The sequence below is a fragment of the Paraburkholderia sp. BL6665CI2N2 genome, assembly GCF_004366535.1.
Lineage (GTDB): Bacteria > Pseudomonadota > Gammaproteobacteria > Burkholderiales > Burkholderiaceae > Paraburkholderia.
On the sequence record NZ_SORC01000001.1, the window covers coordinates 3,386,896 to 3,410,407 of the forward strand.

At 63.0% G+C, this 23,512-nt stretch carries 25 protein-coding genes; 10 read left to right on the forward strand and 15 right to left on the reverse strand.

The window, feature by feature from the left end; translation table 11 throughout:
* Positions 1 to 2 precede the first annotated feature (2 nt).
* On the reverse strand, positions 3 to 191 hold the full coding sequence (locus B0G81_RS15090; protein ID WP_134136907.1) for a hypothetical protein: 189 nt from the start codon (positions 189 to 191) through the stop codon (positions 3 to 5).
* Between the two features lie 111 nt (positions 192 to 302).
* On the reverse strand, positions 303 to 425 hold the full coding sequence (locus B0G81_RS45380; protein ID WP_279590480.1) for a hypothetical protein: 123 nt from the start codon (positions 423 to 425) through the stop codon (positions 303 to 305).
* On the opposite strand from B0G81_RS45380, the gene B0G81_RS15095 reads away from it, so the two are divergent.
* The 3 genes from B0G81_RS15095 (at position 424) to B0G81_RS15105 (ending at position 2,202) form a co-directional block, all read left to right on the forward strand.
* Positions 424 to 1,581 (forward strand): acyltransferase, encoded by a 1,158-nt coding sequence (locus tag B0G81_RS15095; RefSeq protein WP_243856459.1) that lies wholly within the window; start codon positions 424 to 426, stop codon positions 1,579 to 1,581. The two genes, B0G81_RS45380 and B0G81_RS15095, sit on opposite strands and share 2 nt — an antisense overlap.
* A gap of 150 nt (positions 1,582 to 1,731) precedes the next feature.
* A complete protein-coding gene (locus B0G81_RS45385) occupies positions 1,732 to 1,854 on the forward strand; it encodes a hypothetical protein (RefSeq protein ID WP_279590481.1) in 123 nt (40 codons plus the stop codon).
* A gap of 87 nt (positions 1,855 to 1,941) precedes the next feature.
* Positions 1,942 to 2,202, forward strand: a complete 261-nt coding sequence (locus B0G81_RS15105; RefSeq protein WP_134136912.1) for a hypothetical protein — start codon at positions 1,942 to 1,944, stop codon at positions 2,200 to 2,202.
* A gap of 82 nt (positions 2,203 to 2,284) precedes the next feature.
* Here B0G81_RS15105 and B0G81_RS15110 read toward each other — a convergent pair whose 3' ends face one another.
* The gene (locus tag B0G81_RS15110; RefSeq protein ID WP_134136914.1) at positions 2,285 to 4,189 is read right to left on the reverse strand and encodes an AAA family ATPase; all 1,905 of its coding nucleotides are present in this window, start codon (positions 4,187 to 4,189) and stop codon (positions 2,285 to 2,287) included.
* A gap of 532 nt (positions 4,190 to 4,721) precedes the next feature.
* On the opposite strand from B0G81_RS15110, the gene B0G81_RS15115 reads away from it, so the two are divergent.
* A complete protein-coding gene (locus B0G81_RS15115; protein ID WP_134136916.1) occupies positions 4,722 to 5,747 on the forward strand; it encodes a nitronate monooxygenase in 1,026 nt (341 codons plus the stop codon).
* 363 nt (positions 5,748 to 6,110) lie between these two features.
* Positions 6,111 to 7,151, forward strand: a complete 1,041-nt coding sequence (locus tag B0G81_RS15120) for an AraC family transcriptional regulator (RefSeq protein WP_134136918.1) — start codon at positions 6,111 to 6,113, stop codon at positions 7,149 to 7,151.
* 4 nt (positions 7,152 to 7,155) lie between these two features.
* Here B0G81_RS15120 and B0G81_RS15125 read toward each other — a convergent pair whose 3' ends face one another.
* Positions 7,156 to 8,481 carry an MFS transporter gene (locus B0G81_RS15125; protein ID WP_243856461.1) on the reverse strand — a complete coding sequence of 442 codons (1,326 nt, stop codon included), beginning with the start codon at positions 8,479 to 8,481 and terminating at the stop codon, positions 7,156 to 7,158.
* Positions 8,482 to 8,940: 459 nt separating this feature from the next.
* Between B0G81_RS15125 and B0G81_RS15130 the strand changes: the two genes are divergently transcribed.
* Both B0G81_RS15130 and B0G81_RS15135 read left to right on the forward strand, forming a co-directional pair.
* On the forward strand, positions 8,941 to 9,783 hold the full coding sequence (locus B0G81_RS15130) for a shikimate dehydrogenase (RefSeq protein ID WP_134136920.1): 843 nt from the start codon (positions 8,941 to 8,943) through the stop codon (positions 9,781 to 9,783).
* Between the two features lie 123 nt (positions 9,784 to 9,906).
* Positions 9,907 to 10,530 carry an ATP-binding cassette domain-containing protein gene (locus B0G81_RS15135; RefSeq protein WP_134136922.1) on the forward strand — a complete coding sequence of 208 codons (624 nt, stop codon included), beginning with the start codon at positions 9,907 to 9,909 and terminating at the stop codon, positions 10,528 to 10,530.
* Between the two features lie 103 nt (positions 10,531 to 10,633).
* On the opposite strand, the gene B0G81_RS15140 is transcribed toward B0G81_RS15135, so the two are convergent.
* The 9 genes from B0G81_RS15140 to B0G81_RS15180 all read right to left on the reverse strand — a co-directional run bounded on the left by B0G81_RS15140 (position 10,634) and on the right by B0G81_RS15180 (position 19,122).
* On the reverse strand, positions 10,634 to 11,641 hold the full coding sequence (locus tag B0G81_RS15140) for an NAD(P)-dependent alcohol dehydrogenase (protein WP_134136924.1): 1,008 nt from the start codon (positions 11,639 to 11,641) through the stop codon (positions 10,634 to 10,636).
* Positions 11,642 to 11,845: 204 nt separating this feature from the next.
* Positions 11,846 to 12,160: an antibiotic biosynthesis monooxygenase gene (locus B0G81_RS15145; RefSeq protein ID WP_116147733.1), complete on the reverse strand. Its 315-nt coding sequence runs from the start codon at positions 12,158 to 12,160 to the stop codon at positions 11,846 to 11,848.
* A gap of 159 nt (positions 12,161 to 12,319) precedes the next feature.
* A complete protein-coding gene (locus B0G81_RS15150) occupies positions 12,320 to 13,279 on the reverse strand; it encodes a hypothetical protein (protein ID WP_134136926.1) in 960 nt (319 codons plus the stop codon).
* Between the two features lie 153 nt (positions 13,280 to 13,432).
* Positions 13,433 to 14,899 (reverse strand): glycosyltransferase family 9 protein, encoded by a 1,467-nt coding sequence (locus B0G81_RS15155; protein ID WP_347877458.1) that lies wholly within the window; start codon positions 14,897 to 14,899, stop codon positions 13,433 to 13,435.
* A gap of 226 nt (positions 14,900 to 15,125) precedes the next feature.
* Positions 15,126 to 15,461, reverse strand: a complete 336-nt coding sequence (locus tag B0G81_RS15160; RefSeq protein ID WP_134136931.1) for a copper-binding protein — start codon at positions 15,459 to 15,461, stop codon at positions 15,126 to 15,128.
* Positions 15,462 to 15,516: 55 nt separating this feature from the next.
* A complete protein-coding gene (locus B0G81_RS15165) occupies positions 15,517 to 16,812 on the reverse strand; it encodes a copper oxidase (RefSeq protein ID WP_134136933.1) in 1,296 nt (431 codons plus the stop codon).
* A 1-nt stretch (position 16,813) separates the two neighbouring features.
* Positions 16,814 to 18,226 carry a TolC family protein gene (locus B0G81_RS15170; protein ID WP_134136936.1) on the reverse strand — a complete coding sequence of 471 codons (1,413 nt, stop codon included), beginning with the start codon at positions 18,224 to 18,226 and terminating at the stop codon, positions 16,814 to 16,816.
* A complete protein-coding gene (locus B0G81_RS15175; RefSeq protein WP_134136938.1) occupies positions 18,223 to 18,522 on the reverse strand; it encodes a hypothetical protein in 300 nt (99 codons plus the stop codon). Before B0G81_RS15175 ends, B0G81_RS15170 begins: the two co-directional genes overlap by 4 nt.
* A gap of 99 nt (positions 18,523 to 18,621) precedes the next feature.
* On the reverse strand, positions 18,622 to 19,122 hold the full coding sequence (locus B0G81_RS15180) for a hypothetical protein (protein ID WP_347877459.1): 501 nt from the start codon (positions 19,120 to 19,122) through the stop codon (positions 18,622 to 18,624).
* Between the two features lie 110 nt (positions 19,123 to 19,232).
* On the opposite strand from B0G81_RS15180, the gene B0G81_RS15185 reads away from it, so the two are divergent.
* A complete protein-coding gene (locus tag B0G81_RS15185; protein ID WP_116147724.1) occupies positions 19,233 to 19,430 on the forward strand; it encodes a heavy-metal-associated domain-containing protein in 198 nt (65 codons plus the stop codon).
* Positions 19,431 to 19,460: 30 nt separating this feature from the next.
* Positions 19,461 to 19,856: a DUF305 domain-containing protein gene (locus B0G81_RS15190; RefSeq protein ID WP_116122063.1), complete on the forward strand. Its 396-nt coding sequence runs from the start codon at positions 19,461 to 19,463 to the stop codon at positions 19,854 to 19,856.
* A 31-nt stretch (positions 19,857 to 19,887) separates the two neighbouring features.
* Here the strand turns inward: B0G81_RS15190 and B0G81_RS15195 are convergent, their stop codons facing one another.
* Positions 19,888 to 20,937: an AraC family transcriptional regulator gene (locus B0G81_RS15195; RefSeq protein WP_134136940.1), complete on the reverse strand. Its 1,050-nt coding sequence runs from the start codon at positions 20,935 to 20,937 to the stop codon at positions 19,888 to 19,890.
* Between the two features lie 228 nt (positions 20,938 to 21,165).
* On the opposite strand from B0G81_RS15195, the gene B0G81_RS15200 reads away from it, so the two are divergent.
* Entirely contained in the window at positions 21,166 to 22,002 is an 837-nt protein-coding gene (locus tag B0G81_RS15200) for a methyltransferase domain-containing protein (RefSeq protein ID WP_134136942.1), read from the forward strand.
* A 241-nt stretch (positions 22,003 to 22,243) separates the two neighbouring features.
* Here B0G81_RS15200 and prpF read toward each other — a convergent pair whose 3' ends face one another.
* Positions 22,244 to 23,431 carry a 2-methylaconitate cis-trans isomerase PrpF gene (prpF, locus tag B0G81_RS15205; protein WP_134136944.1) on the reverse strand — a complete coding sequence of 396 codons (1,188 nt, stop codon included), beginning with the start codon at positions 23,429 to 23,431 and terminating at the stop codon, positions 22,244 to 22,246.
* Positions 23,432 to 23,512 lie beyond the last annotated feature (81 nt).

Sequence of the window (23,512 nt, forward strand, 5' to 3'; positions counted from 1 at the left end):
GATCACGTGGCGGCGATTTGAAATTCGGTTGTCGGCATGCGGTAATACTGAGTCATCGCGTCTTCAATTTGCGGCAAGATTTGCGGCTTTAATTCAGCGTCGCGCGGGAGATCGGTAATCGGCGCGGAAAATAAATCGCTGAATGCGATGCGCGATTTTTTTCGCTTTTTTTCATCGTAGGATGGTTTCATGCACGCCCGTCGGGCCTCGCGCGATTCGCGCGATGCCACCGTTCGACGGCGGCCACTCATGTGGACCGGACACGCGGGCGGCCGATCCGCGATCGGCCGGCTCGCCGAGCGTCATTGCGACGCCTTCCACTCGCCACGGCCGACCTGAGCGTCACCGATGCGCGCCGGTCCTTCCACTACCGCCCAGAACGGCTGCGCCGCGCGCGCCGCCTTCGCAATGGAAGACGACCACATGAACAACAGAATTGCCGGCTTCGACGGATTGCGTGCGATCGCAGTCCTGATGGTATTTTTTCAGCACCGCCTGTTCGGCGACATCGGCGAGATCGGCCATCTCGGCGTATGGATCTTTTTTGCGCTGAGCGGTTTTCTGATCATCGGCATTCTTGCTGCGCAACGCGCACGCATTGAAAGCGGCGCGAGCCGATTCGGCGCCGAATTGAAGCGCTTTCTGTTTCGCCGGACCCTGCGCATTTTTCCGATCTACTACCTGATGCTGGTGGTGATGTGCGTACTGATGGCGTTCGGCATGGCAAGTCCCGAACTGGCGAGCGGCATGCCGTTTCATTTCGCCTATCTGTCGAATATCTGGATCGGCTCGGTGCTGCACTATTGGCCGGGGCGCTACTCGCATTTGTGGAGCCTCGCAATCGAAGAGCAGTTTTATCTCGTGTTCGCGCCGCTCCTGCTGCTGCTTGCCACGCGCCGCCATCGCGCGGTGTGTGTCGCGATCGTCGTGGCCGGGCTAGGTTCGCTGCTCGCCATGCGCGCGGCGCATTGGCCGGAAATCACCATTTACACGCATCCGCTGACGAACTTCTGGTTGCTGGCGTTGGGTGGCATTGGCGGCTTGATGATCGCCGGGCAAGCGAGCCGCTTGCGAGGCTGGCTCGGGCACGGCGTGACACTCTTCGCGCTGAGTCTAGCGCTGGTGGGCTTCTGCGCGACCGAACCGAGATGGAGCGAGGTGGACAGTCCGCTGCTGTTCACCGTGGTCAGTGCTTTGTACGGTATGTGCATCGCGGCGCTGGTGTGCTCGATTGCCTGCTGCCGCAACGCCTTCGTGATCGGCCTGCTTGAAACGGGCCGGCTGGTGAGCTTCGGGCGAATCAGCTATGGCTTTTACCTCTATCACAATCTGATCCCGGACCTGACGCGCAACCATCACGCCGCGGCGATCTTTGGCGGCACGGTGCCCGTGTGGGCGCACGTCGTGGGCATCGCCGGGTCGTTTGTGATTTCGCTCGCGATGGCGATGCTGTCATGGCGGGTGATCGAAGCGCCGATCCTTCGTTTGAAGACGCGGCCTGCGTCGGCGACGTCGCCTTCGCGTCGTGAGCGGACAGAGCATTCGTCGAGGAACGACAGCACCGCATCCGACGCAGCCTGATCCAAACGCGACCTACGCTCACTTGCAAGCGGCGCAGTTGGGGGCACGGCATCGTGCGGCCTCGGTTAGCCGGCAGCTTCGGATCTTGCGTGGCACGCGGGCACTGACCTAGCGATCTCTACCTGCGCAAGCGTGCCGGTGATTGCGAGCATGCTGCTGGTGCGGCCCTTGCGCAGTGGCTTGCCGGCCTCCGCGCTCCGGATTCTGGTTCTGGTACTGGTGTTCGTGGTGGTCGCCGCCATGCAGATGATCCGGAAATCCGGCGCCCTGTAGGTTTGCACCGTCAGCGCGCGTTCGAAATGGGCCGTGGTACGCGCATTGCTGCACAACGGTGTACCCCAATCAACCGGAGAGCCCGTCGTGGCAACCATGGCCAATTCCCCGAACGAGCAAGAGCACGAGCCCGCGCGCCAGCCCGAGGAAGACCCCGGCAGGCCGCCCACCGAGGTTTCCAAGCCGATCGGCGACGCAATCCCCACGCCAGTCGAACCGGGTCTCGATCAGCCGCTGCCGAAAAAAGGCGAGACGCCGCCGCCCGCTGACGAAGCCGATGGCGAGGCACTCGGCGACACCGACACGCCTCCGGGCGTTCCGGAGCCCGGACCATCGGATTTCGCGTAGCTACTGCCAGCGAATAAAAAAGCGGCGCCATTAACTGGCGCCGCCCATTGATTGTGATCGAGGCAATCAGTCGATCATTCGTTCAAGCCGCTTCCGGCTCGTGAACGATTTTCAATGCGCTCTTGTGTTCCCTGATCAGCCGATACACGGTTTCTCCAGGCACGGTCTCCTGCTCTAGCAATTCGTCCGCAATCGCGCGCAGCACCGGCTCGTACACATGCAGCAAGCCGTAGCACAGTTCATTCAATTCCTTGAGCAGCACATTCGCATGCTCGATGGCGCTCTTCATTTGCAGACCCGCGTACTGCGAGGGCAGCGCCGCCAGGCTGAACAGATCGCCGTCGCTGTTGAAACCGAATTTCGACACCATGTCGAGGCTGATGCGCGACGCTTCCTGCAAATCCGAAGCGGCGCCGCTCGATGCTTCGGAGAACGTCAGAATTTCCGCGTTGCGGCCGCCGAGCAACACCTGAATTTCGTTGCGGATCTCGGTCTCGCGATACAGGTGCTTGTCTTGCGCTTTCGTGATCAGCGCGACGCCGAGCGCACCGCCGCGCGGCAAAATCGTGACCTCTTCCAGCACGCCCGTGCCCAGCAACGCGGCGACGAGGCCATGCCCCGCTTCGTGCACGGCGATACGGGTGCGTTCGTCTTCGCTCAGCGCGCGCTCGGCGCCGCTCACGTCGCCGATGCGCGCGATCTTGATCGCTTCCATGAAATGCTTCGAGGTGATTTCGGTGTCGCCCGCCTTACGCGCGACGAGCCCCGCCTGATTCACCACCATCGCGACCGTTGCCGGCGACAGGCCCGTGGTGAGGCGCGCCAGTTGGTCGTAATCGATGTCGGCGGCTTTCGACTTCAGCTTCTCCGCGTAGAAACGGAAAATCTTCGCGCGGTCTTCGCGGTCGGGCAAACGGACCTGCACGGTGCGATCGAAGCGGCCCGGCCGGCGCAATGCCTCATCCAGATTGTCGGGGTGATTGGTCGCCGCGACGATAATCACGCCTTCGTTCGAAGCGAAGCCATCCATTTCGGCCAGCAGTTGATTGATGATGCGGTTGCTCTCGGCTTCGACCGGACCGCTGCCCGTATCCGTGCGCTTGGCGAGCCCGTCGGCTTCGTCGATGAAGATCACCGTGGGCGCATTCTTGCGCGCCAGTTCGAACAGATGCTTGACCTTCTGGATGCCGACGCCGTAGTACTTCGCGCTGAAATAGCTGCCCGTGATCGAGATGAAGTTCGCGCCGCACTCGCCGGCTAGCGCCTGCGCAAGCCGCGTCTTGCCGACGCCGGGGCCGCCCACCATCAGAATGCCGCACGGCGCGCGCACGCCCATCGACGTGAACTGCTTCGGGTCGGAGAGATAGCCGCGAATGTCCGCGAGCGCCGCCTTCGCCTCGCCCGCGCCGATCACATCGTCGAAACGCAGTGCGGGCGCCCGCGCGAGCAGCGTCGCGCCGCCGCGCATTTCGCGGCGCATGAACCACACCATGCCGCCGACCAGCAGTAACGGCAGCAGGACGCTGATGGCGTCGCGCACCTGATCGAACGCCTGCACCCAGCGCGCGCCGCCGGTTTGAATATCCGCATCGGGAAGCCAGACGAGTTGATAGGCGGCGGCTTCGTCGGCCTTCGGCTCACCGAGCAGCAGCGCATGCGAGAACGTCGCGTTGTGGTCGGTGACGAAGTATTTCGTGCCGTCGCGCTTCGAGATCAGAATTGCGTTGGGACTCACGCCGATCGCGGCAACCTTGGCGTCGTGAATATCGCGCAGCATTTGCGAGGCGTCTTTCTCTTCGTGCGTCCATGCCGAGGAATCGTGGCGCATCTGGCTCGCGACGCCGGTCAACGCAGGCGCGACCTGTGCCGCTCGCTGCTGGTAATGCCACACGCCGAAGGCGAGCAGCACTGCGATAAGCGCCGCCGCCACCGGGATGGCGATCTTGCGCGTGCGTCTTTTACCAAGCGAATTGTTTCGCGGCTTCATGAGTCACTTCCAAAAACGGGCTCAAAGCGAGCCCCGATACTTGTCAAAGTTCAGATGGGCAGAGGTTGGCGGAGGGGAATCGACCGACGCGACACCATGCATAACCGGAAGACAGGACAGCCAACCATACGTCCCTTTTTAACGACGTGCCTACGGCCAGTATGCCGTGCCGCCGCTTCTTCCAAATCGCAGAAAAGGCCTAGTTCTACCGTCTATCCGGCGTTTTCGCGCCGCCAGATTTTGGGGAGCGAGCACCGTGTGCAGCGCGCTATGAGACTGCTCCGGCGCACAGTTTATCAGCGCTAAATTCATTGCGTATTCCGCATATCTACTATTAACCGCTCCCTATTTAAAAGCGGTCAGAATTACTGAATATAGTCTCGTCATGCTCGCTTATCCTCCGACGAAAAATGCTCGCTGCCGCCGCGTTCATCTGCATCTACTCTAAAAAGACCGCCGTGGATGCAGGTTCGCCGCGGCGAGCTGCACAATCCTGTGCATCACCGCGGCGCCACACGACGGGAGGACTGCCATGCACGACAACACGCCGGTATTCGATACAGCGCTGACCCGTTTGCTCGGTTGTCGGCATCCCGTCATTTCCGCTGGTATGGGCGGCCCGGCGCGCGCAGAGTTAGCGGTGGCCGTTTCTGAAGCCGGCGGCTTTGGTCTGCTCGGCATGGTTGGAGAAGCGCCGGAAGTGATCGAGTGCGAAATCGCCGCCGTGCGCGCGACGACGAACCGGCCGTTCGGCGTCAACCTCATTCCTTTCCGGACGGAGCCCGCGCTGCTCGATGCGCAACTCGACGTGTGCCGCGCGGCGCAGGTGCCGGCCATGTGCTTCTTCTGGGACGTCATGCCTGACGTGGTGAAACGGGCTAAAGATGCCGGCGCGCTCGTCCTCTGGCAGGTCGGCTCGCTCGACGAAGCGCTCGCCGCGCAGCAGGCCGGCGTGGACGCAATCATCGCGCAAGGCGTGGAAGCCGGCGGCCACGTGCGCGGACGCATCGGCATCATGGCGCTGCTGCCGGAACTCACGCAGCGTTTGCGCGTGCCGGTGGTGGCCTCCGGCGGCTTCGCGACCGGTGGCGGCCTGATTGCCGCGCTCGCGCTCGGCGCGGCGGGCATTCACTGCGGCACGCTATTCGTCGCCACGCATGAATCTTTCGCGCACGGCTATCACAAGCAACGGATCGTCGACGCCCGAGCGGGCGACACCGTGCATACCGACATCTACGCGATCAACTGGCCGCCCGGCTCGCCGGTGCGCGTGCTGGCCAATAGCGTGACGCGCGAGGCCGGCGATCATCTGTTCGGCAATCAACCGCATGTGTTGCCGCGCGAAGAAATCGCACACGACGACCAGGGGCCGATTTACAAATTCAGCACGATCTCCCCGCTACGCGACACGGTGGGCGATCTGGAAAAAATGGCCTTGTTCGCGGGGGAATCGTCGGCGCTGGTCGAGCGGTGCGCGTCGGCGGCGGAAGTTATCGACCGGCTCATGAACGAGGCGGCGGACGCAGCGGCGCTGGTCCGCGCCGCAGGTGTGCATTGACAGTCACGTGCTGGGGAGATGCGACGGGCCTCTTCGGGCCCGTTCGCATCGTCGCCACTTGCTCTCTCAGGTTCTGCTGTTTTTATTAGCTTTTATTAGCTTTTGTTAGCGATGCCGGCCTGCATCGATCTGGTTCTCCTCGGCTCGGCGCTATATCTGCGCGCAGTTTCGATTCCCATTCGGGCGGCGGCCGACTCCCTGCCACGCCGTCAGCGAAAACGATCTGCATCTGATCACGCAACATTAATGCAAGTTTTTTGTTAGGCTTGACCGTCCGTCTCACATTCGGACGGCGGCGCGTGAAATACCCGCATGCGCGCCGCAGCCTGCCGAAACACATTTCCCGCTTGCAGCAACCGATTAATGAACCAGCGAACTTCGCCGCACCATGTGGCCGCGGCCGCCGCGGCCAATTCGCGCTCCGCCACGTCGACGAGCCGTTTCAGCACGCACGGACTGGCGCCCGACGAACAATTCCTCGCCTGGCGCCGTCGCGTGGGGCATGTGGTCGACGCGCCGCCGTCGAAAGCGCAGATTGCCGGGGGGTTTCGCGGCGAAATCGATTTATACGCGGTCGGCGGCATGGTTTTTACCGACTGCCGCACCGATTCCATGCTGCTGGAGCGCTCGGTAGCCCGCGTATCCACCGATTCGCGGCGCGACTACGTGTTTCAGCTCTTCGTGGAAGGGGAAATTGGTCACGTCACCGGCATGCACAAAAAGCGCAGCGCGCCGGGCTCGGTGGCAGGCATTGTCGCGTTCGATCTGAACCAGCCGTTTCGCGCCGAACGCCCGGACTGCCGCCTTCTGAGCCTGTTCGTACCGGCCGCGGTGGTGGATGAGGCATTGCGCGACGGCGCGTCGATTCACGGCCGCATCGTCCCGCAAGGCTCGCCGTTAACCGGCGTCGTGCTGGATCACATGACGGCGCTCGCCCGCGACATTGCGCGGCTCGATCCGGCCAGCGCCATCCATGCTTTGCAGGCGGGCACGCAATTGCTGATGGCCGCGTTTCGCAAGGAGGCGCGCCTGAGCGGCGCCGGCCGCGCCGCGCTGCAGGCCGCGGTGATGGGCCGGGTACGCCGCTATATCGAGGCCAATCTGCACCAGGGCGACCTCACGCCGACCAGCGTGGTTCAGGCGCTGCAACTTAAACGGGCGACGATCTATCGCTGGTTCGAGCACGAAGGCGGTCTCGGCGCCTATATCCGCAATCGCCGTCTGCGCGAGGCCGCGGACGAACTAGTCCGTTATCCGCATCTGCAGGTCGCGGAAATTGCTTTTGGACTCGGCTTTCAGAGCGCGTCGGACTTCACGCGCGCGTTTCGCCGCGCCTTCGGCATGAGCCCGCAGGACATGCGCGCCCATGCCTTCGTCCTGCAGCAGTTGCGCGGCGCGGCCTAGCGCGTCAGGCAGGCGATTGCGACGCGCTTGCAGCGCACGCGTCCGGCTCGGGCTCCGCCTCCGGGAACGCTTCCGGGAACGCCTTCAGCGCGACCAGCGTTAGTGCGGCGGCGCCCATCAGATACCAGGCCGGGATCATCGGATCGCCTGTTCGGTTGATGAGCCACGTCACCAGAAACGGCGAAAATCCGCCGAACAGCACCACGCCAAAACTGTAGATCACCGATAGTCCGGCCGCGCGCCGGTGTGCTGGGAATGCTTCCATCATCAGCACCGAGGCGGCGCCGGCATTGTTCACCGCGAGCGCCACGTAAGCCGTGATGATGACGAGCACCGCGAGATCGCCCGCACCGTGTGTCAGCGCCCAGAACGCGGGCCATGCCGCCGCCAGCGAGGCGAGAAGCGATGCGTACTGCAGCGTCTTGCGGCTCGCGAGCCGGTCGGCCGCGCGCGCGATCAGCGGCGTCACGAGCAGAATCACGACGCCCGAAAGGCACGCCGTCAACAGACTGATGGTAGGCGGCCGGTGCAAGGTACGCACCAGATAGGCCGGCATGTAGAACACGGTGATATAGATGCTCACCGAAGGCGCGGCCATCATCAGAATGCCGCAGACGAGCGGACGCGTATGCTCCGCGAACAGCCGCCGCGGACTGAGCCGGGTGCGCTCCCGCGGCGCGGCCGCCGGCATGCGGCGGCGCAGATACCAGCCGACCGGGCCGATCAGGCCGCCCAGCACGAACGGAATCCGCCAGCCCCATTCGTGCATGGCGGCGGGCGACAGAAGCGCCGTGGTGCCCGCCCCCACCAGCGCGGCGGCGAAAGCGGCCGCGCCCTGACTGGCGCCGCGCCAGCTCACCATGAAACAGCGGTGCCGGTAGCCGGCCGATTCCATCAGCGAGGCCGACGCCGGGCCGATCTCGCCGCCCGCCGCGAGCCCTTGCATCAGGCGCGCGAGCACCATCAGCACCGTCGCCGCCGGGCCGATCGACGCATAGCCCGGCAGGCAGGCGATCAGCCACGTGCCGAGCGTCATCAAGGCGAGCGATACGGTGAGCCCGGTTTTACGGCCGCGGCTGTCGGCAATGTGGCCGATCATGAGCGCGCCGAGCGGGCGCATCACGAAACCCGCGCCGAAGGTGGCGAGCGACAGCAATAGCGACGACGCCGGATTGTGCGACGGAAAGAACAGATTGCCGATCACGACGGCCGAGAAGCTGTAGACAGTGAAGTCGTAAGCGACGAAACCATTGCCGATTACGATGGCGGCGACGATACGCCTGAGTTCGGCGCGGGACAGCGGGACCGCTTTGCCGGCAGCAGTGTGCATGAGTGACTGTCGACGCATGTCGAGGTATTCAGGAAGGTTATGGAAGAAACGCGAGTTGCCTGTTCGACTTAACGGCGAGGCATCACGCTGCACTTTTACGGGTCCGGGCCTTGGGTCTCGCACAGACTCACGCGCGCCGCCAGTAAGCAAGGCAGCCAGAGGCTCAGGCGGCTTGCGGCCGTCCCTTGCGCTTCGGCTCGACCGCTGCACCACGGCCGCGACCGTCGCCACGCGCAGACTGCGCTTGAAATACGGCGAACTCATACCATTCCACAAACGCGAAGCGCAAGATATTTCTGCATTCATGGAGGAATGACGCTGCGCGTACTGATGTCAGCAGGAAGCGGTTTTCTCGGGGGAACCGATCCACGGACCACCGCTCGCGCAGTACATACTCAAGCAAGATCGCCCGGCATCGCGGCATGATGAAAGCCGGGCAACACTTTGGAGACACACAACATGACGCAATCCGATGCCCCTTCTTTTTCCACCTCGCTGGATGAAGGCCTCAGTGGCGCCACGCGAGTGATTTTCATCGTCGGTGATCCGATCGCGCAGGTCCGCTCGCCGTCCGGCGTGACCACCGCTTTGCGCGCGGCCGGACGCGATGCGGTGGTGGTGCCCGCTCACGTCGCGCCCGCCGATCTGCCCGCATTTTTTGCGGGCGTGACGCCCATGCGCAATGTCGACGGCGTGATCATTACCGTGCCCCACAAGTTCAGCGCCACCAGGTACTGCGGTTCGCTCACCGAGCAGGCGAGCTTTCTCGGCGCGGTCAACACGTTGCGCCGCACGGCGGACGGCATCTGGCACGGCGGCATGTTCGACGGCACCGGTTTCGTGGCGGCGCTCGTCGATGCGGGTTGCGATCTGCGCGGCAAACGTGCGCTGCTGGTCGGTGCGGGCGGCGCGGGCTCCGCGATTGGACACGCGCTGGTGCAAGGCGGCGTGGCATCGCTCGAAGTGCGCGATAACGATGCCGAACGCACGGCGTCGCTGCTCGGCCGGTTGAACGCGCTCGGCCAAGGTGAAGTGCGCGGTGCGGCCGCTTCCGTGGATGCCAATGCGTATGACGTGGTCGTCAATGCATCGCCGCTCGGCATGCGCGCGGACGACCCGCTGCCCATCGACGTATCGCGTTTGCCGGCCACGACATTCGTCGGCGATGTGGTGACGAAGCCGCCGCTTACGCCGTTGATCGAAGCCGCCCGCGCGCGTGGATGCCCGACCGTGACGGGCACGCAAATGTTCGGCCGCGTGTGCGACCGGATGGTGGCGTTTTTGCTGGATGCGGATCGGTAAGCGAAGCTTCGGACGCGACAGCGTCCACGGCCCACGCTGCTACACTTGCGCGACGCCAACCTGTAGAAGACATCTGCCGCGCGATTCAACGCGGCCGGTCGTCTCCTGACTCACGCTCCAACCATGCTTCGATTCGAAAACCTCGGCAAACGCTACGGCGAACGCCTCATCTTTGAGGCACTGCATTACGACACAGCATCAGGATGCGTCGCGTTGAACGACGAATCCGGCAGCGGCAAGTCGACGTTGCTCAGCATCCTCGCGGGCACAATCGAACCCGATAGCGGCGAGGTGTGGCTCGGCGGCCATTCGCTGCGCAGTGCACCGCGGGCCGCGCAATCCGTGCTCACCTACGTGCCCGAAGACTGCATGCCTTGTTCGGATCAGACCGGTCGCGAGTATCTGAACACGGTGGCATCGGCGCGAAACACCGCTGTCACCGCCGGCGCGTTGACGCTCGCGGACCGCTTCGGTCTCACGCCGCATTTCGACAAACGCTTCGAGCAGATGTCGTTCGGTACGCGCAAGAAGTTTTTCCTGACGTCGGCCGTGCTCGGCGACACCCAGGTGCTGATCGCGGATGAACCCGTCGGCGGACTCGACGCCGCCGCACGCGCCGTGCTGGTCGATCTGTTCAAGACACTGGCACAAACACGCACGGTGTTTTTCTCGAGCTACGACGAGGTCTTTACGAATGCGTGCGAAGCGCACAGCGTCAGCTTCGCCGACTTGGGAAAGCGCGCCTGACACGCTTGCATGCCCTGCATACCGTTTGTAGCCCTTGCGGCGATATGGACAACGCGAGCGAAACCGGCACACGTCGGCATTCACTCGCACACGCGAACGGTCCTCAAACCGCCACGCAAATCTTCCCGAAGTGAGCGCCGGATTCCTCGTGCGCAAACGCCTCGCCGAGTTTCTCCAGTTCGAACGTGCTGTCGATCACCGGCTTGATGCCGGTCACTTCGAGCGCGCGGATCATGTCGCGCTGATCCTGACGGCTGCCGACGATCAAGCCTTGTAGGCGCTGCTGCCGCGCCATCAGCGCTGCGGTCGGCACCGGCCCTGCGCGTCCGGTCAACACGCCGATCAGCGCGATATGACCGCCTATCCGGCACGCGGTGATCGACTGCGGCAAAGTGCCCGGCCCGCCGACTTCGATCACATGATCGACACCGCGGCCACCGGTCAGCGAGCGGACCTGCTTACCCCATTCCTGATTCTCGCGATAGTTGATCGTATGGTCGGCTCCGAGTTCGCGAAGCCTCTCGAGCTTCGCGTCCGATGAAGACGTCGCGATCACCGAAGCGCCCATCGCTTTAGCGATCTGCAAGGCGAAAATCGACACGCCGCCGGTGCCGAGCACGAGCACCGTGTTGCCGGCCTTCAACTGGCCGTCCACGACGAGCGCGCGCCATGCGGTCAGCCCGGCTGTAGTCAACGTTGCCGACTCGGCGTGGCTATAGCCGCGCGGCGCATGCGTGAAGTAGTGGCTCGGCAGCACGACGGCCTCGCGGGCATAGCCGTCGACGCCGTCGCCGGGTGTGGTCGTGAAATCGGCGATGGCAGGCGGCCCGTTTTCCCAGAACGGAAAGAAGCACGACACCACGTGATCGCCCGCTTTGAATTCCGACACGCCCGCGCCAACTGCCTCGACGACGCCCGCGCCGTCCGCCATCGGAATCCGCCCTGCTTCAGCAGGCAGATTGCCGCTCACCACGCCATAGTCGTGAAAGTTCAAGGAGTTCGCTTGAATGCGCACGCGAATCTGGCCCGCCGCGGGCTGACCGGGATCGGCGATGTCGACGACCTGGAGATTGGCGACGGTAGCGGGCGAACCGATTTTGACGGCTTTCATGTTTTCGTTCCTCTGTGAGTTGCGCCGGCGCGCGACGCGTCGCGGCGAAATGCTCGCAAAAGAATACCGTAAGCCTGCTCTGCGCGTAGTCGAGGCGCGCACCGGCTGACGCCGGTGAAACGCTCGCTGAAAGCGCATTATCAACGGGGGAGTCCCTTCACGACGCCCGTGAATGACACGGGGCGCGTCGCGAACGTCATGCATTCATTTGACGGTTTGAATGACTTCGAAGCCTTCGAATTCCGGATGCCCGAGATAGAGCACGCGATTGTCGCCGCCCGCGTTGCGATGCGCGGCGCGAAAGGCTTCGGATTGCGTCCACGCCTCGAAGGACGCGTAGTCCTTCCAGATCGTATGGCTGGAATAGAGAACGTGATCGTCCTTCTGCGGACCCTTCAGAAGATGAAATTCCACGAAACCCGGCACCTCTTTCAGATGCGTATCGCGCGTGGTCCACAGATGTTCGAAAGCAGCTTCGGATCCGGGCGTCACTTTGAAACGGTTCATGGCAATGTACATGCTGAAGGCCTCTTTGCAGTCACGATGTATCTGACGGATTGCCGGATTCGAACGAATCGTTCCGGCAAATCCGTCAGGCGGCCTTTTATTATATGCGCGCCACTCTTCGTACCCGTGTCACGACTGCGATACGGCCAACGCACCCGACACCGTCCGCATTCAGGCCGCCTTGTCCTGCGCCACCTGTTCGAGCCATAGCCGGCTGTCCGGAAACCAGAATGCGTCTGGCCGCGGCGGCGACACGAGTTTCACCGGCAGCGACGGATTGAATATTCTGGACCATGCCGACAGATATGACGGCGTCTTCACCAGATACCCGCAACGGGACAACAGCAGACTGGAGACCAGCGCTTCGCGGCCGATTTCGAGTCCCGGATAACCGCTGAAATGAATGGGCGTATTGCCGTACGCGAGGAGTTTCGCGGGCGCCACTTTGACCGGCCTGGAAAACGGCCACACGGCAAAGTAGTCGAGAAACGCCTGTTCGTCGCTTGAAACGAAAACGTTGCTCAAGTGCGGGTTTTCAGCAAGTGTCGTTTCTATTTGGCGGCAGAAATCGCTCCATGAAACAGGGATCGCTTCCAGCGATTTGTCCGTGCCTCTGAAATGCGCACCAAGTGTGGACGCGCCGATCTCTAGCTTGCCGCAGATCGCATCGACTTCATCGACGATATGGGCGGCTGGGCGGTAATGTGCGAAGAATAGTTCGCTGGCGCTCTTGAGTTGAAGCTGAGTCTCATAGCGTTGACGAAACCCTAACTGGACCAGGTCGCGAACCGTCGACTTTCTCACCTTGTGCGCAAGCGATGCCGCCGCCTCGCCATTCACGGACTCGAAGAAGGAAGAGAACCAGTCGATGGTTCCCTCTGCGTCTCCGTAGAGACCGCCGCGTGCGCTGATGCACGGCGTCAGAGACTTCTCATCGCAATACATCAGAATAAACAGGACCATCTGCATCACGGAGAAGAAACCAGAGTTCTCCTGAATTTCAATGGCAAAGATTCCCCTGTTTAACCGCTGTGTGGCATGAAGCGAGATGCGACGCGGTGTGGCAACGGAATGCTTGAACCCCTCACTGCGTCGGATCTGTTTCGCCCGATCGACTACTTTTCTTAGCATGCCCGGCTCCTAATGGAATCTAGGTATTTTTAATTTCGCACGCGTCTATGCATGAAGAAGTTCACGACGCCCGAGCATAACATCTGCGAAGCGCGCGGCGAGTAAGTTCCGCCCGTCTTCGTGAGCTAACGCACAAAGGATCGGTAAGACTTCCTATAACTTGCGCCCGGTCGAGCTGTGCAAAGCATCGGCGACACGTTCGAGCACGCCGTCCCAGTCACCGCGTTGCGACTGCGTGAAGAGCCGCGCGCTGGCGTACCAGGGGCTATCGTCGCGATCGCGCAACCAGCGCCAGCAACCGGCGAAGCGGTTGAGCAGCCACACCGGCTTGCCCATTGCCGCGGCCAGGTGTGCAACCGAAGTGTCGACGCAGATCACCAGATCGAGGTTGTCGATCAGCGCGGCGGTATCGGCGAAGTCCGTCACGTCGTCCATCCAGTCCGTCAAACGCGCGTTGCATGTTGCGTCGGCGCGCTTCGCGGGGTCATCCGTCTTTTGCAGACTGATCCAGCGCACATCGGGCAACGCGAGCAACGGCGCGATCTGCGCTGGGGTCAAGCTGCGTGCCCTGTCTTCCGTCAGACCTGAATGGCCACCTGCCCACACCAGGCCGACGCGCGGCAAGCCGGCATCGGGCAACAGGGCAAGCCGCGCGCGCCATGAAGCGGAGCGAGCGGCATCCGCATGCAGATAGGCGCCGGCGGGAATGTTGTCGAGCCGCGTGCCGAACGCCATCGGCAGCGACATCAAAGGACAATGCCAGTCCCAGTCGCTCAGGTCGGACAAGCCGTCGTCGAGCATCACGAGGTCTGGCAAATGCGCGAAAGATTCTTCGTACAAGCGCCGCAACGACGGCGGGCATATGTAGCCGACGCGCGCAAAACGTTCGAGCGCCATCGGCAGATAGCGCACGAACTGCAGGCTGTCGCCATGGCCCTGCTCCGGGATGACAAGCAGACGCGCGCCGTATGCGGGCGCTCCCTGGCTGGCACTCGGGATGTCCAGGCGCTCGCCCCTCCATTGAGGCAGCGGCAGCGTCGGGCGCGCCGACACGGGGCGCCCGTCCGCATCCACGAAATTGGCCCAACGGTCTTCGAAATACGGCCAGGCCTCTTCATTACGGCCGGCGGCCAACAGGACCTGACTGAGGCTGGCACGCGCGCCGAGGTAGGACGGCGCGAGCGCGATGGCTTGACTGAGATGCCGTTCGGCTTCATACAGCGAGCCGAGATCCTTGAAGACCACACCCAGATTAGCAAGCGCTTGTGGATGGTCCGGCCGGAGTTCGAGCAAGCGACGGTAGACCACGGCGGCATCTTCGGAACGTCCGAGCACTTGGAGGATTACCGCCATGAAGAAGCAGAGCGGCAGTGCCGCCGGTTCGAGCGCGAGCCCGCATTCGGCCGTTTGCAAAGCGCTTGCATACGCACGCAGTTTGATCTGGATAATACATAAGGTGCCGTAATACGCCGGGTGCGAGCGCACTTCGAGCGCGCGTTCGACCCAGCTTTGGGCCGACTCGAGCTGATTCGATGCGAGCGCAACCAGCCCATGCGTATGCAACGCGTCCGCATGTCCGGGGTCTTGCCCGATGACTCGGTCGAGGAGCGTTCGGGCCATGTCGAGCTCGCCTGCCAGGCGAGCCTGCTCGGCCTGATTGAACCATACATCAAGGGTTTCTTCGGATGGTGAAGCGGGATGGGTCGGCATGTTCGGCGCAATGAGAAAGATGGTGTCGTGTCGCGGGTGATGCTGCCTGCCCCGCGACACTGTGTGCGCGGATTATCCTTACCGCTCATCGGCCAGTCTGTAGGAGCGCTCCGAAACGCCCCTCACGCGAAGCGCGCTACCGCTTCTCCAGTTTCACCACCGTCAGCACTCCGGCCACCTCGTCGGCGATGAAGTCGATCGTGTCGCCCGGCTTGACCTGCGCGAGGATTGCCGGGTCCTTGACCTTGAATACCATCGTCATGGCATCCATGCCGAGGTTTTCCAGAGGCCCATGCTTGATGGTCAGCTTGCCGGCCGCCGCGTCCACTTTCCTGACTTCGCCATGCGACATCGTCGTTTGCGCATCGGCGCTCGCACTCATTTGCGACTCACTCGCCTCGCCCGCCGCGTACGCCGACGCGGAAATCATCACCATGCAACCCATCGCCATTGAAGCCAACCAATTCTTCATCTCACACGCTCCCACGTTAAATACGATCCTCACGGCCAGCCCGCGACCGTCGACGTCAACCATCCGGCAACTCGCCGGTATATTCATAAGCCACCGTTCCCTTCGGATGCCTGAACCAGCCCGGGTCGCGGTAGTCGTTGCGGCCCAGCCCCTCGCGCACTTTCACTACCGTAAACATGCCGCCCATTTCGAGCGCGCCGAATGGGCCCGTGCCGGTCATCATCGGCAATGTGTTGTCGGGGAGCGGCATCTCCATCGCGCCCATCGAGCCCCCCGTGCTGCCCATCGCCATGTAGTCGGGCACCAGCCGGTTAATGCGTTTGGCAAGGTCTTGCTGCGGCACGCCTATCATGTTCGGAACCTTATGCCCCATCGCGTTCATCGTGTGATGAGACTTGTGGCAATGAAATGCCCAGTCGCCGGGACGATTCGCGGTGAACTCGATAGCGCGCATCTGCCCGACCGCGACATCGGCGGTCACTTCGGGCCAGCGCGCGGACGGCGGAATCCAGCCGCCGTCCGTGCCCACCACTTCGAAGTGGTAGCCGTGCAGATGAATCGGGTGATTGGTCATGGTCAGATTGCCGACGCGGATCCGCACGCGATCGCCCGCGCGCACCGGCAATGAATCGATGCCAGGAAACACGCGCGCATTCCACGTCCACATGTTGAAGTCGGTCATCTCGTTGACACGCGGCGTGAAGCTGCCCGGGTCGATGTCGTAGGCGGACATGATGAACACGAAGTCGCGGTCGACCTGCATCACGCCCGGATCTTTCGGATGGACGACAAACGCGCCCATCATGCCCATCGCCATCTGCACCATCTCGTCGGCGTGCGGGTGATACATGAAGGTGCCGTGCCTCTCCAGCTGGAACTCATAGACGAAGGTCTTGCCCGGCGGAATGTGCGGCTGCGTGAGACCGCCCACGCCGTCCATGCCGCAGGGCAGCGACATGCCGTGCCAGTGGACCGTGGTGTGCTCCGGCAAGCGGTTGGTCACGAAGATGCGCACCTTGTCGCCTTCCACCGCCTCAATGGTCGGCCCCGGCGCCTGACCGTTGTAGCCCCAGAGGTTCGCGCTCATGCCCGGCGCCAACTCGCGCACCACCGGTTCGGCAATCAGATGAAACTCTTTCCAGCCGTTCTTCATGCGCCATGGCAGCGACCATCCGTTGAGTGTGGCAACCGGCGCGTACGGCCGGCCGTTCGACGGCGCGCGCGGCGGCTGCATGGAGGACGTGGCCATCGAGGGTGCTTCGGGCAGCGACGCGGCGCCGGCCTTGCTCACCAGTGCGGCTCCCAGCAAAGCGGCGCCCGAGCCGCTCATAAAATGTCGACGTGACACCATGTCATTGACCTTTGGATTCTTCGGATTGGGTGGACGACGCCGCGAGCGCGGTCATCGGCAAACGGCCGCCGACTTCCTGTTGCAAATCGGTCTGCGCGAGCCAGTAGTCCTTCAGTGCGTCGATAGCGCTATTCACCGCGCCGATCTGGTCGCGCGAATCGGCGAGCAGTTCGAACACGCTCGCGAGCATGCCGTTATAGCGAAGCAGCAGTTCGTCGGAGATGGTTTTGCGGATCGGCACGACTTCGTCGCGATAGTGCTTCGCGAGGCCGTAGCCGGACACGTAGGTTGAATACGCTTCGCGCACTTCGGAACGCGCGTTGATGGCGGTCCCGGCGAGGCGATTCGCCGACTGCATATAGATCGCTTCAGCGCGCGCCACTTTGGCGCCGCCCCAGTCGAAAAGCGGAATCTCCACACTGATTTCATAGCCCTGCTCGCGTCCGTCGGAAGTCGTGAAATTGTTTTGATAGCCGACGTCCAGCACGTTGATGAAACGCGTCGCCTTGCTCAATCCCAGTGAACTCGCGACGCTTTGCGTTTGCAGTTTCGCGGCCTGAATATCGAGCCTGTTTTGCATCGCAAACGTTTCCAGATCGCGCAACTCGGGGCGTGTGGCAGGCAGATCCGGCAGACGTTCGGGCAATGCGTATTGCGCTTGCGAACCCCACAGGCCCATTACGCGAGTGAGCTTTTCTCGCGCGGACGCCGACTGCTGCCGCGCTCGTGCCACTTGCGCCATTGCATCGGCGTAGAAGGCCTGCTCGCGCGCGTAATCGAGTTGGCTGAAGTTGCCGGCCCGCTGCATGCGCCGTGCGAGTTCGGTGCTGGCCTCGGCCGAGTCCTTCACCTGCTCCGCGTAGGCGGCCGACTGCTTCGCAGCGACTGCGCGGATGTAGGCGCGCCGTGCATCGGCGGCGACGTCGAGCATGGCGTTGGCGGCTTGCAAGCGGGCCAGTTCGAAACGACGGCTTTCGATGCGTGTCGTCAACGGCATCGTCAACACGCGCAACATGCCGAGCGTGAACGTGCGGCTGATACTCAGGTCGTCGCCACCGCGCGTGCGGCTAAACGAGAAGCCGGGATTCGGCAAGCGTCCCGCCTGAACGAGGTCCGCTTCGGCGATGCCCAGCTCGCCGTACGAAGCCTGCAAACCGCGGTTGTTCAGAAGCGCGATCTGGACAACCTCGTCCATGTCGAGCGGCGCGGACAGCAGTTCCTGTGTGCGTTGGGCGACGGCGTTCCGGTCGTCCTCGGTCTTGATCAGGACGGCGTCTTTACCGAGTCGCTCGGATGCAACGCTCGACACGGTGCCGAAACCGCCGTCCTTCGAAAACGCCGTGCAGCCCGCAAGTAAAGTCACCGCGATGGACATGGCCACGGTGCGGGCGGCAGGAAACAGGCACGGCCTCATTTCGCCGCCCCTTCACGATGAGAACTGTGAGCGTCTTCTTCGGCCTCAGCAGTGCCCGAATGCAGCGAGCCATGGCCCGCTCCAGAGCGGCCCGCTGGCTGCGTCACCGCGCGGTTGAGCGCTGGCCAGCTCGCCACCTGCTGCTCACGGGACGGCCGATAGTCGGCCAGGACCGACGGCGTATCGAGCGGCGGCACGGATGCCGCCGGATCGGCCGGGTCAGGGAGTAGGGATATAGCGTGCGCAAGCGCCGGCAGACATGCCGTCGCGCCGAGCGCCACAATGAACGTTCGCATGAATCGTCTCGTCAAGTACGGCCACGACGCACGGCACACGGCCGTCCATCGGGTCGGAATGAAACAACGGGAACAACGCAGCGTGAGGCTGCGAAAGAACTAGACGAGAGAGATGCGAGGAGGCCGTTCGACGCCGCCGGTCAGAAACGACGCGACGCGGACAGCGGGAGGCAGGGGAACAGCGAAATGAGCCGCGTTGCCGGACAGGGACGCAAGCGGCGTGACGGGCAGCGCGCCGCCGAAACAGCAGGACGCGCAAGTGGAGCACGCGTGCGCATGATGCTCGCCGCCGACGGGACTGTGATGCTGAAGATGAGCCCCGGCGTTATTGTCGGCGTGGTCGGCGTGGTCGGCTTGTTCGGCCAGCATCGCGGCATGGTCGAGATGATGGGTCATTGCACCGGCTGCCTCCTCGTGCGCGGGTGCCGCATCGCCCACGGAATGCGATGACCCGCATTTCATGGAGACGGCCGCGAACGACTGAACCGGTAGGCTCAGCACGAGCAGCACGACGATGAAGAGTTTGCGCCAGTAAGACATGGGTACGGAGTCTAGCATGCAGATTTGCAAAATCGTAAAGCTGAAAATGATGCCGCGCATGATGGCTTTGCGTGCGCCCATACGATTTCAACCAGCGACGAAAACCTGCTTGACCTTACCGCCGTGGGAAGGTCCACGCTGGAGTCATGACTTCTCATTGGAGGTAGGAAATGGAATTCGACGTCCCGGATATGTCCTGCGGCGGGTGCGCCAACGCAATCAAGCGTGCAGTCACGAGTCTCGATCCCGCGGCGAGGCTCGAAGTCGATGTCCCCGTTAAAATCGTCAAGGTTACGTCGACACTGGCGGCCGGACAACTCATCGAGGCCATCGAGGCGGCGGGTTTTCATCCGTCGCCGCGAGGCTGACGGACACCCTTTTCCCAACGGACATTCACTATGAAAAAACTTCACGCCTTTCGTGCCCTTTGCCTGTTCAGCGGCTTTGCATTTGCTGTCGCGACCGCGCCTGTCCACGCCCAGCAACCGGCCGCCATGCCTGGCATGGACATGTCGAAGTCGGCGGATGCCGGCACCGGGGATGCGACGCAAGCCTTCAAGGCCGCCGACGACAAAATGATGCGCGACATGAGCGCCGACTATACGGGCAACGCCGACAAGGACTTCGTCGCGCACATGATTCCGCATCATCAAGGGGCGATCGAAATGGCACAGGTCGAGTTGAAGTACGGCAAAGACCCGGAGTTGAAGCGGCTGGCTAGAAACATCATCAAGGCGCAGCACGATGAAATCGCGTTCATGAAGAGCTGGCAGGCGAAGCACGGGGTGAAGTGAGGACGGCGCACCCGCTCGCGCGGCTGGCGCTCTAGGCACCTCGATCGTCGAACGATCCGTCCATGGCGGCGGCCGCGGCGCCGGCAGAGCCCGCAGAAGTGGCCGCCGTCTCGCCCCGGCTCCTCCGCCACCCGGCCGGCGGCATGCCGAACTCGCGCTTGAAAGCCCGATTGAACGCCGCCTCCGACTCATATCCCACCTGATCCGCCACCGCCGCCAGCGACTTTGTCCCAACACGCAACTCCTGCGCGGCAATCTGCAAACGCCAATGCGCGAGATACTGCATAGGTGGCTGACCGAGCAACTGCGTGAATCGCTGCGCCAGCGCGGAGCGGGACAAGCCCGCTTTGCGCGCCAGTTCATCGACCGTCCAGCCGTGTGCCGGCTGCGCATGCATCAACGCAAGCGCACGACCGACGAACCGGTCTCCCACACCGGCGAGCCAGCCCTTCCGATCGGACGGCAGCGCGTCGATGCAGCGTCGCACTGCCTCCACGAAGAGCAGCTCCGATAGCCGCGCAAGAACAATCGCGCTGCCCACTCGCCATTCCGCCGCCTCAGCCGCCGCGAACCGTAACGACGATTCGAGCCACGCGGACTGCGGGTCATTGCGCATGTCGACTTTGAAGATGCGAGGCAGCGCGGACAGCACCGGATTGCTCAACGTGTCGTCGCACGCGAGAAAGCCGCACACCAGACGCGTGTGGTCTCCACCCCCGCCGTAGCGAAGCGCCATTAACTGTCCCGGAGCATTGCGCAACTGATTCTCGAGCAGTTCGCCAGTGGGTCCGGGCGCGATGTCGAGCGAACTGCCGAGCAGATGCGCCTCGCCTTGCGGTACGACAAGCAGTTCGCCGGCAGCCACGTAAATAGCGGAGTCAGGCTCGTCAGGGAGAGAAGCCCAGCAGCCTCCCTCGGTGATCAGATGGTAGGAGACGATGCGTTCGGCCGGAGGAAGGAAGCTGCCGCACAATGCCGCGTCGGCCTGGCCGTACAAACACCAGGGTGCGGTGAAGTCGCCATTTAAATACACGGCGCCACCAAGGCGAACCAGGCGGAGCACGTCAGAAAGAGCGTCCATCGTTGTCCACGAACTTCGGCGTCCTGCGCAAAAGATCTGGACGCCCGGTCATTCACCGATTTAACAGTCGCACCGATACTAGCATCCATGCGAATCCCTTACAACAATGCTAAGGAATCTTGAATGAATAGAACACTTAACCACAATTAAGGAGGCACCACATGAATTTATAAACCCTGGCGCAATAACACTAGCGTGCATCGCACAACTTTTTCTCTGGAGCATCTCATGTCTGAAGTCCAATCTTCTTCATCACAAACCTCCGAATTCGCTGACGTCAAAGCGCGCCAGCACGCCGCGTGGGAAACGGGCAATTACGCCGTGGTCGGCACAACGCTACAGATCGTCGGAGAAAACCTGTGCGAAGCACTCGACTTGCGCGCCGGCAGCCGCGTGCTCGATGTCGCGGCGGGAAACGGCAACGGCACGCTCGCCGCCGCGCGCCGCTGGTGCGACGTCACCTCGACCGACTATGTGGCCTCGCTGCTCGACGCGGGAAAAGCTCGCGCGCATGCGGAAGGTCTGACAGCGGTTCAGTTCCGCGAAGCCGACGCCGAAGCGCTGCCCTACGCGGACGCCTCGTTCGATGTCGTCATGTCGACCTTCGGCGTCATGTTCACGCCCAATCAGGAAAAAGCGGCCGGCGAGCTGGCGCGCGTATGCAAACCCGGCGGCAAGATCGGCCTCGCGAACTGGACGCCGGATAGCTTCGTCGGCCAGGTGTTCAAGACGATCGGCAAATATCTGCCTCCGCCGCCTGGTCTCAAGTCGCCGGCGCTGTGGGGCACCCGGGCGCGGCTCGACGAGCTCTTTCATGGCAGTGTGCGCAGTGTCGCCGTGACGAGCCGCGAATTCATGTTTCGATACCACTCGCCGGCGCATTGGCTCGAGGTCTTTCGGACCTACTACGGCCCGATGAACAAGGCATTCGCCGCAATGGACGGCGAACGGCAAGCGGCCTTCCAGCTCGATCTGATGACGCTGATGGAAAGCCGCAACCGGTCCGGCGACGGGACGCTCGTACTGCCCAGCGAGTATCTCGAGATCGTGATGGTGCGGCAATGAACGGGGTCGGCCGCGTACTGGCCGGCGCGGCTGTCTACTTTTTCGATCGATGGCCACAGGCCAGCGCCGTCGGCTTGCGGTGTATGTCGCTAGCTTTCGGCCTGCCGCTGTTTTCGTCAGTTTGTTTCTTCGGTCTTCGGTTCGTTCTCGCCAGCTTCGGGCTGATGTCTTAGGCTTTGCCGTTGCATCAAAACCCGTTATTTCCCGGCTTCGTCCGTTGCGGACGAAGCCGGACGTTCGCTCAGCGCTCCTGCGGCACCCGCACCCAGCCTTCCATCAGCACCCGCGCGCTGCGGCTCATGATGGCCTTGGTGACGGTCCACTCGCCGCCGCGCTCGCTCGCCTCGGCGCCGACCCGCAACGTGCCCGATGGATGACCGAAGCGCACCGATTCTCTGGCGCCGCCGCCCGCCGCGAGATTCACCAGCGTGCCGGAAATCGCCGCCGCCGTGCCGATCGCTACGGCTGCGGTGCCCATCATGGCGTGATGCAGCTTGCCCATGGACATCGCCCGCACCAGCAGATCGACATCGCCCGCGCCAATCTGCTTGCCGCTCGACGCCACATACGCAGCCGGTTTCGCGACGAACGCAACCTTCGGCGTATGCTGGCGCGTGGCGATCTCGTCGAGGTTCTTGATGAGCCCCATGCGCAACGCCCCATGCGCGCGAATCGTCTCGAACATCGTGAGCGCCTTGGCGTCGCTGTTGATGGCGTCCTGCAACTCCGTGCCCTTGTAGCCGATCGATTCCGCATCGACGAAGATGGTTGGAATGCCCGCGTTGATCATGGTCGCCTTCAGCGTGCCCACGCCCGGAACGTCCAGATCGTCCACCAGGTTGCCGGTGGGGAACATCGAGCCGCCCGCGCCCTCTTCTTCCGCGGCCGGATCCATGAATTCGAGCTGCACTTCCGCGGCCGGAAACGTCACGCCGTCGAGTTCGAAAGCGCCGGTTTCCTGCACGGCGCCGTCGGTCATCGGCACGTGTGCGATGATCGTCTTGCCGATATTCGCCTGCCAGATGCGCACGACAGCCACGCCGTCGCGCGGAATGCGGCTTGGGTCGACGAGACCCGCGCTGATCGCGAACGGCCCGACCGCGGCGGAGAGGTTGCCGCAATTGCCGGTCCAGTCGATGAACGCCTTATCGATCGATACCTGCCCGAACAGGTAGTCCACGTCGTGATCGGGCCGGCTGCTTTTGGCGATGATCACCGTCTTGCTGGTGCTCGACGTTGCGCCGCCCATGCCGTCGATCTGCTTGCCATACGGATCGGGGCTGCCGATCACGCGCATCAGCAGCGCGTCGCGCGCGGCGCCGGGCACCTGGGCCGCTTCGGGCAAATCTTGCAGGCGGAAGAACACGCCCTTGCTGGTGCCGCCACGCATGTAGGTGGCTGGAATTTTGATCTGGGGTTGGTAGGCCATGAAAATCTTGTCCCGATGTAAGCGGGTGACATGGCAGAGCGTGCCATGTCACCCTGTCCCGCGTTGTAGCATTCGCCGCTT

What these genes read in the sequence shown, in the direction of transcription:
- B0G81_RS15175 (WP_134136938.1), bottom strand. Translation starts at nt 18,522, where the DNA reads ATGCGAACGTTCATTGTGGCGCTCGGCGCGACGGCATGTCTGCCGGCG.
- B0G81_RS15115 (WP_134136916.1), top strand. Translation starts at nt 4,722, where the DNA reads ATGCACGACAACACGCCGGTATTCGATACAGCGCTGACCCGTTTGCTC.
- B0G81_RS15135 (WP_134136922.1), top strand. Translation starts at nt 9,907, where the DNA reads ATGCTTCGATTCGAAAACCTCGGCAAACGCTACGGCGAACGCCTCATC.
- B0G81_RS45380 (WP_279590480.1), bottom strand. Translation starts at nt 425, where the DNA reads ATGTGGTCGTCTTCCATTGCGAAGGCGGCGCGCGCGGCGCAGCCGTTC.
- B0G81_RS15130 (WP_134136920.1), top strand. Translation starts at nt 8,941, where the DNA reads ATGACGCAATCCGATGCCCCTTCTTTTTCCACCTCGCTGGATGAAGGC.
- B0G81_RS15145 (WP_116147733.1), bottom strand. Translation starts at nt 12,160, where the DNA reads ATGTACATTGCCATGAACCGTTTCAAAGTGACGCCCGGATCCGAAGCT.
- B0G81_RS15165 (WP_134136933.1), bottom strand. Translation starts at nt 16,812, where the DNA reads ATGGTGTCACGTCGACATTTTATGAGCGGCTCGGGCGCCGCTTTGCTG.
- B0G81_RS15170 (WP_134136936.1), bottom strand. Translation starts at nt 18,226, where the DNA reads ATGAGGCCGTGCCTGTTTCCTGCCGCCCGCACCGTGGCCATGTCCATC.
- B0G81_RS15125 (WP_243856461.1), bottom strand. Translation starts at nt 8,481, where the DNA reads ATGCACACTGCTGCCGGCAAAGCGGTCCCGCTGTCCCGCGCCGAACTC.
- B0G81_RS15090 (WP_134136907.1), bottom strand. Translation starts at nt 191, where the DNA reads ATGAAACCATCCTACGATGAAAAAAAGCGAAAAAAATCGCGCATCGCA.
- B0G81_RS15140 (WP_134136924.1), bottom strand. Translation starts at nt 11,641, where the DNA reads ATGAAAGCCGTCAAAATCGGTTCGCCCGCTACCGTCGCCAATCTCCAG.
- B0G81_RS15155 (WP_347877458.1), bottom strand. Translation starts at nt 14,899, where the DNA reads ATGGCCCGAACGCTCCTCGACCGAGTCATCGGGCAAGACCCCGGACAT.
- B0G81_RS45385 (WP_279590481.1), top strand. Translation starts at nt 1,732, where the DNA reads ATGCTGCTGGTGCGGCCCTTGCGCAGTGGCTTGCCGGCCTCCGCGCTC.
- B0G81_RS15185 (WP_116147724.1), top strand. Translation starts at nt 19,233, where the DNA reads ATGGAATTCGACGTCCCGGATATGTCCTGCGGCGGGTGCGCCAACGCA.
- B0G81_RS15120 (WP_134136918.1), top strand. Translation starts at nt 6,111, where the DNA reads ATGAACCAGCGAACTTCGCCGCACCATGTGGCCGCGGCCGCCGCGGCC.
- B0G81_RS15095 (WP_243856459.1), top strand. Translation starts at nt 424, where the DNA reads ATGAACAACAGAATTGCCGGCTTCGACGGATTGCGTGCGATCGCAGTC.
- B0G81_RS15110 (WP_134136914.1), bottom strand. Translation starts at nt 4,189, where the DNA reads ATGAAGCCGCGAAACAATTCGCTTGGTAAAAGACGCACGCGCAAGATC.
- prpF (WP_134136944.1), bottom strand. Translation starts at nt 23,431, where the DNA reads ATGGCCTACCAACCCCAGATCAAAATTCCAGCCACCTACATGCGTGGC.
- B0G81_RS15160 (WP_134136931.1), bottom strand. Translation starts at nt 15,461, where the DNA reads ATGAAGAATTGGTTGGCTTCAATGGCGATGGGTTGCATGGTGATGATT.
- B0G81_RS15150 (WP_134136926.1), bottom strand. Translation starts at nt 13,279, where the DNA reads ATGCTAAGAAAAGTAGTCGATCGGGCGAAACAGATCCGACGCAGTGAG.
- B0G81_RS15200 (WP_134136942.1), top strand. Translation starts at nt 21,166, where the DNA reads ATGTCTGAAGTCCAATCTTCTTCATCACAAACCTCCGAATTCGCTGAC.
- B0G81_RS15195 (WP_134136940.1), bottom strand. Translation starts at nt 20,937, where the DNA reads ATGGACGCTCTTTCTGACGTGCTCCGCCTGGTTCGCCTTGGTGGCGCC.
- B0G81_RS15180 (WP_347877459.1), bottom strand. Translation starts at nt 19,122, where the DNA reads ATGCGCGGCATCATTTTCAGCTTTACGATTTTGCAAATCTGCATGCTA.
- B0G81_RS15190 (WP_116122063.1), top strand. Translation starts at nt 19,461, where the DNA reads ATGAAAAAACTTCACGCCTTTCGTGCCCTTTGCCTGTTCAGCGGCTTT.